This is a genomic window from Kiritimatiellia bacterium, from assembly GCA_026417735.1.
Taxonomy (GTDB): Bacteria; Verrucomicrobiota; Kiritimatiellia; order PWTM01; family PWTM01; genus CAACVY01.
Window position 1 is genome coordinate 101844 of the sequence record JAOACR010000020.1, and the last position, 12875, is coordinate 114718.

The following is a 12875-nucleotide window of genomic DNA, read 5'->3' on the forward strand; positions in this document are numbered from 1 at the left end:
CACGCGGCAGCATCGCATCGTTCGCTGAGCACCATGCCCGCACTATCGCCGACCTCGCGTCGTCGGTCAACGGGAACGCCCCACGGCACCGCGGCGCGGCCCGCCGTTCCGCCCGGTTGCACTTTCCGACCGTTCCGATATCGTGCGCGGCTGCAATGCGACCGCTCGGTTCCGTGTTCTGCGCCCTAACTGTGGGCACCGCCGTTTCCATCGTCACACCCGCGCGCGCCACCGCGACAGGTCCCCCAACCCGCCCCCCACCGGTCCGCGTGGTCTACTTCGTTCCTGCCGATCGCGAACCGCTCTCGAATCGAGCGGAACGCCTGACCCGCACCCTCGAGGACGTCCGCCGCTTCTACCGGGACGGTATGGCCGCCGCTGGGTTGGGGCCGCTCACGTTTGACCTTGAGCGGGATTCAGACGGCCGGGTGGTGCTGCACGAGGTCCGCGGGCGGCATCCGTCCGACGCCTATGGCCGGAACGACGCCGCCAAAGTCCGCGATGAGGTGCGAACGGCGCTGGCCGCGCGCGGCATTGATGCGGACCGCGAACTGCTGCTGATCGTGCAGGTGCTGCTCCGCTGGCAGGACGGACGCGCAATCGAGGTGGGGCCCTACGTCGGCGGCGGCGACGGCCGGTTTGGTGCCGCGCACGTCTACGACGATGAACGGCTCGACGCTAGCCGGCTCGCCTCGAGGGAGCCCGGCGGCTGGTACGGCGGTAAGCCCTGCTCGATCGGCCGGTTCAACACGCACTACATCGGCGGAATCGCCCACGAGCTCGGGCACGCGTTTGGGCTGCCGCATGACCGCGAGACCGCGGAGGACCGCGCGATGCGCGGCCGCTCGCTGATGGGCAGTGGTAACCACACGTACGGCGAGGAGCGCCGGGGAGAGGGGCCCGGCGCTTTCCTCAGCACGGTCAGCGCGATGCAGCTGCGGTACGCACGCGCGTTCGCCGGCGACCTGCCCGATGCGCATGTGCGACCGACGGCGGAGTTTCCCTCGTTCGAGGCGGACTACTCCAACGGCGCCGTCGTCCTCACCGGCGTGGTCACCGGCACGCCCCCCGTGTGGGCGGTCGCGGTGTGGAACGACCCGATGTGGATCGCGGGCGACTACGACGCGGTGGCGTGGGGCAGTCCAACGGATCCGCAGGGGCGTTTCCGGCTCGCCATTCGCGAGCTCGAGACCGGCCGTTACGAGCTCCGCCTCCGCGCCCTGCACACCAACGGTCGGACTTCCCTTCGCCGTTTCACGTACACCGTGGATGCCAACGGTGTGCCGGATGTGATCGCGCTGCGAACCGCGCTACCCCTCGCGTCAGCGGTGCAAGCGTGGCTGCAGCGCGACGAGGCGGCAGTGCGCCGGCTGGCGTCAACGGTCATGAGCATCGCGCCGGCCGGTCATGAGTCGTACCGCAAAGCAGCTCACCTGCTCGAGCGGCTGGCGCCAGCGCCCCCCGGACCACCACCCGCCGTCCGGCCACCGGACGTCACCCGCGTGGAACTTTCCCACGCAAAAATGACCGAGGCCTCCGTCGGCTGGGGGCGGGTCATGCGCGACGAGGCGCCGGAGGTCGTGTTCATCGAGCTGAATGGAGAATTTGTTCCGCGCGGTCTCTGGGCCCATGCGCCGGCCCGCCACGTGTTCGATCTCGGCGGGAGATGGCGCTGTTTTCGGTCCCGCTGCGGCGTCCACGATCACGGGCGCGGCACGGTGCGGTTCGTGGTGCGCGCGGACGGCCGTGAGCTGTACCGCTCTGCGACCATCCGGGCGGGCCAAGCGGTCGGGATCGAGCTCGACGTCAGTGGCGCGCAGCAGCTGGAGATGATTGTCGAGGACGCCGGCGATGGTCGCAATGGGGACTGGGGCGTCTGGGCGGACCCGGTGGTTGAGCGCTGATCCGGTGCGTCAACTGAGTTCCGCCGCCCGGCGCCACCGCCTCGCGGTTCGCTCCGCCCGCGTACTTGCCGCCGGAGGGGCACCGCGTTAGGTTGGCGAAGGTTCGACCGATGACGCCGACGGGTCAGCGTGCGGGCATCTGCAACGGCGGCGCGCCGTCACCGACCGCCGGCGATCTGCGGCTGCCCCGCTCGTTCCACTGGCTGAACGCGACACAGTTTCTTGGCGCGCTGAACGACAACCTCTTCAAGCTGCTGGTCACCTTCGCGGTGATCCGGCTGCTCGGCGAGTCCGCCAGCGAACTCGCGGCCGGTCTGGGTGGCCTGCTCTTTGCGCTTCCGTTCCTGCTCTTTACGCCGGCCGCCGGCGTGCTCGCGGACCGGATCAGCAAGCGCAACATCCTTGTCGGCGCTAAGGCACTGGAAGTCGCCGTGATGCTGGCGGGCGCATTTGCGCTGGCGCAGCAGAGCGCGCCGATGCTGTTCGGCGTGCTGTTCCTGATGTCCGCGCAAAGCGCGCTGTTTGGTCCCGCAAAGTACGGCATCATCCCGGAAATCGCCGGCCGCGAGCGGCTGTCACGCGCGAACAGCCAGATCGTGATGGCCACCTACCTAGCAATCATCATCGGCACGTTCGTGGCGCCTGGTTCGGTACGACTGCTCGGCAACCGCGTCGCGCCGGCCGGATGGATCTGCGTCGCGGTCGCAGTGGCGGGGCTGCTGACCTCGTTCGGGATCGAGCCCACACCGGCGGCCGGCGTGCGGCGCCGGCCCTCCTGGCTGTTCTGGTCCGATGTGATCCGGCCGCTGCGGTCGGTTCGTGAAGACCGCTATCTGCTGCTGGCGATCGCCGGTCTCGCCTACTTCTCCATGGTGGGCGCATACCTGCAACTGAACTTGATTCCCTACGGAATCCGCCACCTCGGATGGAGCGAGGTGGACAGCGGTTTTCTCTTCGTTGGTGCCGCGGTCGGTATCGGGCTTGGCGCGGGCCTCGCGGGATGGTGGTCGGGCCGGAACGTCGAGTTCGGTGTGGTACCGCTCGGCGCGGCGTTGTTGGCCGCCAGCGCGATCGCGATCGGTACCACGGCCCGTCCCGCCGTCGCGGCGGTGTCTGCGGTAACCGCCGGCATTGGCGCCGGACTGTTCGTGGTGCCGCTGGAGGCCTTCGTGCAGATGCGTTGCCCGCGGGACCGGCTCGGCGGCGTGCTCGCCGCGAACAACTTCCTCAGCTGGATCGGCGTGCTCGCGGGTTCGGGCCTTCTGCTCGCGATGCACCGGTGGGCCGGCCTGCCGGTCGCGCGCGGTTTCCAGGCGGTCGGCGCACTGACGCTGCTGCTGACCGCGGTGACGCTGGCCGTGCTTCCGGATTTTCTTGCAAGGTTCGCCGCGGTGGTGGTCACTCGCACGGTCTATCGCGTGCGCGCACTGGGTCTGGAAAATCTGCCGATCGAGGGTGGCGCGCTGCTGGTCGCAAATCACGTCAGTTATCTCGACGCGCTCCACATGCTGGCCTGTCAGCAGCGCCGCATCCGCTTTCTGATGCATCGTCCGATCTACGAGCAGCATCCGCTGCGGCCGATCTTCCGGCTGATGGGCTGCATTCCGATCGCGCCCGACGACCCGCCGCGCCGTCTCGTCGCCGCGTTGCGGGAAGCACGGGAGGCGCTGGACCGCGGTTTCCTTGTCTGCGTGTTCGCCGAAGGGGCACTGACGCGGTCCGGCTTCATGACCGCATTCCGTCCCGGCTTTGAACGCATCGTGCGAGGCAGTCAGCACCCGGTGATTCCAGTGTATCTCGGCGGCACGTGGGGTAGCGTGTTCAGCCGCTACCGACCGCGCGACCATGCGCGGGTGCCGGTGCGCTTCCCTCGCCAGGTCACCGTCGTGTTCGGTCGGCCGATGTCCCCCGACTCCACCGCCGCAGAAGTTCGCGCGGCGGTGCAGGAGCTGTCGGTCGTGTATTTCAACGACCTCAAACCGCGCCGCCGACCACTCGGTCACGCATGGGTTCGCGCGGCTCGGCGCAACTGGCGACGCATAGTGATGACGGACACGCTCGGCCGGCGATTGACCGGCGGCCGCGCGCTGATCGCCAGCATCGCGCTCGCGCGCCAGCTTGCTCCGCGGGTTCGCGGCCATCCGGCGGTCGGCGTGCTGCTGCCTCCCAGTGTCGGGGGCGCCCTCGCAAACTTGGCGCTGGCGCTGCTGCGAGTGCCGTCGGTCAACCTCAACTTCACGGTCTCGGCCGAGGCGTTCCGCTCCGCGATCCGTCAGGCCGGCGTGCGCACTGTGGTGACATCGCGCGCCTTTCTGGAAAAAATCCGGCTGCCGGCTGAGCTGCCCGGACCCGCGTACCTTGAGGATCTGCTGGCGGAGCTCACGCCACTGCGCCGGCTGGCAGCTGCCGCGCTCGCGCTGGCCGCCCCAGCCGTCTGGCTGGGCCGGGCGCGAAAGTTCGAGGCGGACACTCCGGCCACCATCATCTTTTCCTCCGGCACCACCGGCGAGCCGAAAGGCGTCGTGTTGAGCCACCACAACCTCCTGTCGAACGTGGAGGGCCTGATGCTCGCGTTCCGCGCGCGGCGCGACGAGGCGCTCGCCGCGACGCTGCCCCTGTTCCACTCGTTCGGGTATACCTGCGGCGTGTGGTTTCCGCTGCTGGCGGGCATCACCGCGCACTACCATCCCAACCCGCTCGACTCGGCGCGCATCGCGCAGATGATTCGCGAGGAACGCTGCACGGCGCTCTTCGCGACGCCCACGTTCCTGCTGGGGTACCTGCGCCGCGCCCAGCCGGAGGATCTGCGCACCCTCCGCTGGCTCATCACCGGCGCCGAAAAACTGCGGGCCCACGTCGCCGACGCCTTCGAACAGCGCTTCGGCATCCGGCCGCTCGAAGGCTACGGCACCACTGAGCTGTCGCCAGTCGTCGCACTGAGCGTCCCGCACGTGAGGGACGGGGATCTGGTGGAAACCGGTTGGAAGAGCGGCAGCGTCGGTCGGCCGATCCCCGGGGTCGCGCTGCGCATTGTCGACCCCACCACCGGTGCACCGCTGCCGCCGGGCGAGACCGGCCTGCTGCTGGTTCGCGGCCCGAACGTCATGACCGGCTACCTCGGCCGGCCCGATCTCACCGCGGAAGTATTGCGCGACGGCTGGTACGTGACCGGGGACATCGCCTCCCTCGACGAGGACGGATTCCTGTACATCGTGGACCGCCTTGCCCGCTTCAGCAAAATCGGCGGCGAGATGGTCCCGCACATGGTGGTCGAAGAAGCGCTCCAGCGCGCGTTAGGGGAACCGGCCGAGATCGCAGTGGCAGTGACCGCGGTGCCGGACGAACGCCGGGGGGAGCGCCTGGTGGTGCTCTACACCGATGCGGCCGGCGATCCAAGCCGGCTGCATGCCAGCCTCGAAGCCGCGAATCTTCCCAATCTCTGGAAGCCCGCATTGACCGACTACCTGCGGGTCGAGCGGATCCCGGTCACAGCGACCGGCAAGCTCGACGTCCGACAGCTGCGCCGGCTCGCGGAGAAGTTGGCGACGAGCGAGGCGTCACGCCCTATCAGCGGTCTTGGCGCCTGAGCGGCGACCGAGTTGGCCACCAACGCTGCACTGGCTACGATTGGCAAGGGAATTGCCGTCATGAAACGTCTGGCACTCTGGATCGCCCGCAGCGCAACAGTCGGAGCGCTGCAAGCGTGTGCAGCGGACGCCCTCCCACCGCGCGAGTTCGAAGTGAAGCTCGACGGCGAACCGGTCTCCGGCAAACAGGTGGTCACGGTGCGGTTCACCCCCATGCAAAGTCGCACCTACGACATGCTGACCTTCGAGTGCGTGCTGCGCCAGGAGTACATGCAGACCGACTCGGCGGGGCGCACCCGCCGGCGGGTGGTCGAGCCGGCCGTCTTCACTCACCGCGAACGGGGGGTCAAGTTCGTCGAGGCGCTCGACAAACACATCAGTTTCTGGGTGCCCATTTCAGTCGAAAGACTCCGAGAAGCTTTCGGAGAAACCCTGTTTGTGGCCAGCGCGCCCGTCACCATCCACAAGGTCGTGATCCGCGCATACCATAACGGCGACGTCGTGTGGACCGTCGAGAGTCCACCCGGTGCCGGCCCGAAGACCGCCCCGGCAGACGCAGCCGGCAGCGGTCCGAAGCGCGATAAGTACGGCCTGCCGGAGTTCCGGGGAGGCCGGCGGCCATGATGCGCGCAGTCGCGATCTGGCTGGGGCTGGTCATTGCCGCCTACGGCGCAACAAGCGTGGACCAAGCGCTATACGGCCCGGAGATGATGGCACTGCGAGCAGCCATCTCGAACGAGCTCGCGGCCGCGGAGTCGCGCACGCGTGAAGGGCGGGCCCAGGTGCTTCGACAGGCGCTTGCGGACTGGGAGACTGAGCTGGCGGAACGCAGACGCACCCGGAACATCCGCGGCATTGCCGTCGCGGAGGACGCTCGTATGGCACTGCAACGAATGCTCGAGGAACTCGAGAAGACCGGGCGCGTCGAATGGCCCTCTTCGCTGCGCCGCGAGCTCACTGAGCCGTTCCAGCGCCTCCGCGACCGTATGGAAGGGGCAGAGCGGACCGGGGCCGACCTCGTGGCGGCAGCGGAGCGAGCAGCGCTGGAACGGTTCCGAACGGCGGCGTCGCGGGTCGGCGTCTCGCTCCCACAGGAGCCGGACGCGCTCCGCGCGCGCTTTCACGCATGGCTGCGCGAGCCGCCGCCCTCTCCTCCAGCCGCAGCGCCCGGAACTGCGCCGGTCGCCCGCTCCGAGGCCGAGCCGCCAATCGCCGCGGCTCCGAGACGGACCGAGCCACCAGAGTTCTTCGCGCAATCCCGTCCGGGCGCCGACTGGATCGATGTGGGGATCTGGCGAGCAGAGTCGCGGGGCCCCGATGTCTATGAAATCACGGTCTTTGGCCCGGCAGGTGAGCGACGGGGCGAAAAGAGCAATCCCGTTCTGGGCCGTACGACTGCGTGGTCGTGGCGCCAAAATCGCGAGGTGATGCCCGGCGCTTATTCTTGGCGGCTGCGCCGCCTGGGTACGGCGGACGTGGTCGACGTCATCGAATGGCCCTCGCCGTCGAACGACGGCCGGCTCATCTTCCGCACGCGCATGCCCTCCCGCTTGCCCGCAGAGACCGCGTTCGAGGTCCAGTACTCCACCTCCAGGCTCGTCTCAGTCGACATCCGAACCGACCCTCCTGGCGCACTGATCGAAATCAACGGTCAACCTCACCGCGAAGGACTTCGGGAAGTGCGTACGCCCGCCACGGTCCATGTGGTGCCCGGTACCATTTCCATGAAGCTGTCGCTGGACGGCTACCAGGACGCCGTCGCACCGGCGCTGCGCGTGGACTCAAACCGAACGATCACGGTAAAACTCGCTCCGCTGAAGGACCTGCCCGGCCGTACGGTCACCGTGGATGCGCAAAGCGTCTGGACGGATTCCGGCATCGCGGTGCGCCGTGGCGACCGTGTCCGTCTTTCCATTGAAGGCGAATGGAGCTGCGGAGCACGGGGCGAGATGACCGGTCCGCAAGGGTACGATCCGCGCGATCTGCGCTTCAGCCACTATTACCTTGCCGGCTCGGGCGCCCCCAAACAGTTGGAGTCGGCACCCTATGGCGCACTGCTGGTGCGGATTGGAACGAACAGCCCGATGGCGGTCGCCGGCAGTCGGGGGTTCGTCGCATCCGCCGAAGGCCCCCTGCTCTTCGACATCAACGAGTCGACCGACCCTTCGCACCGCCGCAACAACCGGGGTGCACTGAAGCTGAAGATCAGCGTGCAGCCCGGCGGCGCCCCGTGAGCCGCGCGCCCCCCCTCGCGTTGCGGATTGCGGCTCTGGCACTCCCATGGTGGGCCACAGCCGATGCACGGTCTGCGACACCGTGGCGCTTGAGCGGCGATTCGCGGTTACGGATGGAGTGGCGCGAAACGAAGGTCGGAGATTCCACGGTTCGATGGCGGCTCCGACTTCGAGAAGAGTTCCAGCTCGAAACCGAGGAGGGCTGGACGCTCGCGCTCGGACTGGCCACCGGCCGGCGGGGCGATCCCCGCGATCCAGACTGGCTCTTCGGCGACCGCGATGGGCAACTGCTGATCCGTCCCTCTCCCGCCTGGGTTCGATGGCGTCCGCAACGCCGAGATATGCCCTCGCTCACCGCAGGGCGTATGCCGATGCCGCTGCTGAGGGTGAACGATCTGATTTTCGACGGAGACTGGCACCCCCTCGGCGCGTCCCTTGAGAGTCAGCTCGGTGAAGCGACGAGTCTCTTACGGTCGCACGCCGGCACGTTTTGGCTGGCGGATATGGGCGCGCCGTCGTGGAGGTTGCACACCGGACAAATCGCGTGGGACCGCGCACCATCGCGCGACTGGCGCACACTGGTCGGCGCCTCGGTGGTTTGGCATGTGGACGCGGAGGAGCGCTCTCCGCCCATCGCTCCGCCGCACGCGGTCGGGAACACCCTCCGCTCCGACCTGCCTGGCGATCCCTCGCGCTTGGCAACAGACTTTCACCTGATCGAGGGCTTTGCGTTGGTCACATGGGATCCATGGTTGCCGGTTTCGATGTGCGCGCAGGGGGTGGTGAACACCGCCGCATCGGCCGAGCGAACGGGTTGGCTCATTGGAGTCTCCGCGGGTGCCGCGCGGGCGGTCCGCGGCGTTGAGGCGGGATGGTCCTACAGGGAGCTGCGCGCCGACGCGGTGCCGGCGAGCCTCGCGGACTCGGACTTCGGCGGCACCGCTCTGCACGCGCACCGCATTCACATTCGATGGCAGCCCCTCAGAAATTTGTGGTTGACGCTGGCCTGGCGGTCCACCCGTCCCCTCTCAAGTCGCGGCCCACCGCCAACCGAGCTCTGGCAGGCCGACCTGCTTCTCCGATTTTGAGCTCGCGCGTCCGCAAAGACTTCGCCTCGATCTCTGACAGCCCCTTTGTTCTCAGGACCACATCAATCTGGCGGCGAAGCTCGGCCGAAAACATTGAAGAGGCCGGCTGTCCGGCAGAATTCTCGCAGCCGATGAGTCCCACGATCCCCGACGTAGCATCTGCGCCCCAAGGTGATGCAGCCCCTAGGATGCAGTTGCCGTTCTGGCTGTCTTTGCCAGATGCCCGTGATGAGCTTGTGACGGCCCTTGAGAATTCCTGCGGTTCAGAGGTCCGATGCGGCAGCTCTCTACCCTCCCGAAGCCCCCCTTGTGCGTATGCATGCGGCGGCCGATCAAAACGCGTCCAGAGGGCAAACAATGCCTCCGACGGACGCCCGCGAGAGCGTGGCGGGCGGTGGGCGACTGACCGACGTGAGAAGGCGTGCCGCCACCAGGGTGCCGACCACTCGCGCAACGGCTGAACCGGCGAGAACCGGTCTCGTCTACCCAGCCTTCTGCCGACCGTCGAGGAATGCGTCATCGCGAATCACACCTGAGCGCGATGACGCTTCGCCCATGTGCACACGATGCTCGGCTCTGACGGTACCCAAAAGCAGACTGGAGAAAACCCCGGTCAGGGCGTCCCGATTAGCCAATCCAACCGGAAACTTTGACGTCTTAAAGAAAACTCGTTTCACGGCTCCCTTTTCCCGTCGGCACCGCCGCCCACCGCCGACCCCCACGGCGTCGTCAGTGGTGCGGCTTCGCCCGACCGCGGGGGATAAGCGACCAGTAGTGGTACCATGGCCCCTTGGCCGCGGCCATAGGCCTGCCCCTTCAGCATCCGCCGTTCCTCGCCATTCCGGCGCTCCACCAGAATATCGAACGGAGCGTTTCGGCGAGTGACCCATTCGCCGACCGTCGCGGAAAGCCGTCCTCCACTTTCGACGATAAACATCTGCTTCGGCGAGATGTCCGCCTTGTTTGCATAGATCAAGCCACCGAGGATTTCGAGGCTGCCACCGTTGCGCACCCGCCCGATTGTGGGGTCGTTTTCTGTTTTCAGCCCCAAGATCCACAGTGTGCCGCCGTCCACGTCCAGCCGCGGTTCCTCCCAGCCCTCGGGGTTGACCTGGCGACCAAAGACGCGCGTTCCGGCAGCAACCTTGATGCTCTTCGCCCGCACGTCGTGCAGAAAGGTGTCGCCTGCGCCTGGATAGGTTTCGACCTCATAAAACGACATGTGACGAATCACCAACCGGCGCGCTGATCGCTGCTCGAAACGCGGCGCGGTGTACCACGAGTTGAATCGCTCGATCACAACGACGGGGGCCGCGCCGTCTTCCATGATGAACAGAGGCACTGAAGTCTCTTCCTGAAACATCGTGCGCTGATTGTTGTGCGCGACGACTGCACCCAAATTCGCCTCGCAGCCGATGAGGCGCCGGAGGTTGCCGCGCAGCCGGATGGTGCCGTGGACCGCATAGTCAGCCAGACCAGGCTTGTGCGGAAAATAGATGGTGGTCGCCCCCGAATCGATCGCCCGCTGCAGCGCGGGTGCCCAGTTCTCGCGTTCAAACTTCTTCCCGTCCCCAACGCGTCTGAACGTAACTTTCTCAGGGGGGCCAAAGTCGGTGACGCTGACCCAGCGATCTGCTGGGTCCCACGGAACATCGGGGGTCTCCTCGGCCGGCAGCCGCAGCGAACGCGCAGGCGAGGGAAACAGCGAGAGCGGCTCATGCGTGACGAACTCCTCCACGCTGTCCTTCGCCACACCGCGGCCGTGGCCACTGGCGTTATCGAGAAGTCGTTCATAACCAGGCGCGCGCACATCTCGCAAAAACATCGCGGCGAACTGCTCGTTGATGAGCGCCGCCCCTCTCGTGCCGGGCAAACCCACAAGCTCGCTTTCGATCAGCGTCACTAGACCCGGGCCGCTCAAGTTCACAATCGCAGGTACGGCGTTCCGGCTTGTGAGTCTCCGAAAGCTAATGATCTGACCCGCGTTACGAATACCGGCCACCCGCTGCCCTTCCAACCGAATGTGCTCAAAGGTGACACTGTCCACCGGATGCTGCGTGAAGATGCCGACATCGAAGCCACGGATGGTCACGTGTTCGATAAGGCACGGCCCCTGTTCGTTGGTATACCCGAGATCGAGGCCGATGACGCCGCGTCCTTCCGGATCGCCGGAGCGGATTGTGACGCGGTGCATCCCGCCCTGGTTGTTCGCAATGAAACGCACGCCGATGGCACCGGGGTTGCCGCGGCCCGTGTCGAGAGTGAGATTACGCAGACCGTTGCGAAAGCGCTGAGCCGGCGCCTTCCCCGTCCAGATCATGGACTGCGGATTGTTGGGATCTCGGAATCCAGGGCAGTTGTCAGCCAGTTGGAGAATAGTGCCCTCTTCGCTTTGGCCCTGAAGCACCTGCCGTTTTTTTCCGCGGCCCCAAACAAGCATCTGCGAAATGATGTAGCGTCCGTTGGGGACATAGATGAGATGGTTTTCCGGCTCCTCCCGCAGCGCCCGTTGGAAAGCCTCCGTGTCATCCGTGACACCGTCGCCCTTCGCACCGTAATCGCGCACGTTGGCCACTCTCGCACCCGGCGGAAAAACGATTTCCTCGGAACGCGGAGAGTCAGCCAGCGCTACCCACAACGCTACGGCGAAACCTAACATGAACCTCCGCATGTTTATTCTCCCAAATCGGGACTTCCCAGCCATTCGAAAAGTCTCCCAGCACGCCCTGCGCTGGCAGCGCGACCATTCTACTTTGTGCCCCCAGAGCATGGCCAACGGCTCCCCGTTCCCTCCCTCGGCCCCAGCATGACGCGCTGTTGCACAGCGCATCGTCACCTGGCGACCGAGCCCTCACTCTCGCCCGCGGCGACGCGCCACGGGGTGGTGGGCGCATGCAATGGAGGGGTCCCGCAGGACCAAAATTCGATCCGGTTGTGCACCGCCGCGCCACTCATGTGGTCCTTCCACCGCGGCACGACATGTTCGTGGCCCGGATCCCTGCGCAGAACCGCGGAAAGACACACAAGCCGGCCGGCTCCTTAAACACTCCTTATCGGCAGCCGAAGCGCTCCCTCCGAGTAGTTTCGCAGTTTTCTTCCGCAGCGGGGCCTTTGCATGCTGCGCCGCCGTTCCCTCAATGCTGCTCACCGAACACTTCACCCTCAGCGCCCAGTATGGTGCTACTACGCCGTTCCTGCGGCACACCTCACACTCGTACACCGGCACGCCTTTGCGCGTCCCGCGCGGCAGCTTCCCGGCGCCAAGACATTTCCCGCACGGGAATGCCTGCAAATACGTTCCATGACTATGGTCGTCCTCCCCCTCCCCACGCGCAGCACTGCAACCCCGTCGTACCTGAGCAGTTCGGGCATACGCACCGCCCTCCAGCCCCGACAGTACCCTGCACAGCTCCAGCCGCAACGGCCGCTCTGATGCCAGATTGGGCGACGGGCCGCCGTTGGGCGCCCATTTTTCCGAGACCAACGCACATCGGACAACGATGCCGCGCTAATCCGCCGCCTTTGCCCGGCAGTTTTTGGGCGCTGGAGTAGTTCTCACACTCGAACGCCTTCGGCTAGCTACCCTCGCTCCGACGACCCTTCCCCATACCCAGGCACGCCGGACACTGCACCTCGTCCTTGCCGAAGCACCGGTCTCAAATTCACTCACTTATCCCTCGTTAGCCAGGGCGCATACGTGCGCAGTCTTCTTTCATCGGGTCGGCATGATACCTGCCTGAGCAGAGTTTCGGTGGTCCTGCTCCAGTAGTGTGGGCCCGGACTCAGATGCGGCCTTCAGCGGTGGAGCATCTGCGGAGCGGCTTCGGCAATTTCGGGCTTCGCCGAACTTTCCTGCTCGTAGCTGATTGACTGGATGAGCCAGTGCAAAAGCGACATGCTGATTTGTTGAGCCAAGACGGCCTCACGCGCCCGAAAAGCTGGCGCTCGGAATCGCTTCTCGGCCGCCCTGCTGAATCAGGTCCGAACATTTTTCTCCCTCCTTGGTATGCAGCCTGTCCGGGCCTATTCCCACCAGTGCATGGTCTCCCTCCCCCAGCCGTT

The 12875-nt window shown here is 66.4% G+C and carries 6 protein-coding genes; 5 read left to right on the forward strand and 1 reads right to left on the reverse strand.

The window, feature by feature from the left end; translation table 11 throughout:
* The first annotated feature begins 155 nt into the window (after positions 1–155).
* The 5 genes from N2652_10365 to N2652_10385 all read left to right on the forward strand — a co-directional run bounded on the left by N2652_10365 (position 156) and on the right by N2652_10385 (position 8813).
* Complete coding sequence (locus tag N2652_10365; GenBank protein MCX7819589.1) at positions 156–1904, forward strand: NPCBM/NEW2 domain-containing protein; 1749 nt, start codon at positions 156–158, stop codon at positions 1902–1904.
* Between the two features lie 110 nt (positions 1905–2014).
* Entirely contained in the window at positions 2015–5491 is a 3477-nt protein-coding gene (locus tag N2652_10370; protein MCX7819590.1) for an acyl-[ACP]--phospholipid O-acyltransferase, read from the forward strand.
* Positions 5492–5551: 60 nt separating this feature from the next.
* Positions 5552–6115, forward strand: a complete 564-nt coding sequence (locus N2652_10375; protein ID MCX7819591.1) for a hypothetical protein — start codon at positions 5552–5554, stop codon at positions 6113–6115.
* Positions 6112–7725 carry a PEGA domain-containing protein gene (locus N2652_10380; GenBank protein ID MCX7819592.1) on the forward strand — a complete coding sequence of 538 codons (1614 nt, stop codon included), beginning with the start codon at positions 6112–6114 and terminating at the stop codon, positions 7723–7725. The genes N2652_10375 and N2652_10380 overlap by 4 nt, the downstream gene beginning before the upstream one ends.
* A gap of 113 nt (positions 7726–7838) precedes the next feature.
* Positions 7839–8813 carry a putative porin gene (locus tag N2652_10385; GenBank protein ID MCX7819593.1) on the forward strand — a complete coding sequence of 325 codons (975 nt, stop codon included), beginning with the start codon at positions 7839–7841 and terminating at the stop codon, positions 8811–8813.
* A 673-nt stretch (positions 8814–9486) separates the two neighbouring features.
* Here N2652_10385 and N2652_10390 read toward each other — a convergent pair.
* Positions 9487–11472 carry a glycoside hydrolase family 55 protein gene (locus N2652_10390; GenBank protein MCX7819594.1) on the reverse strand — a complete coding sequence of 662 codons (1986 nt, stop codon included), beginning with the start codon at positions 11470–11472 and terminating at the stop codon, positions 9487–9489.
* Between the last annotated feature and the right edge of the window lie 1403 nt (positions 11473–12875).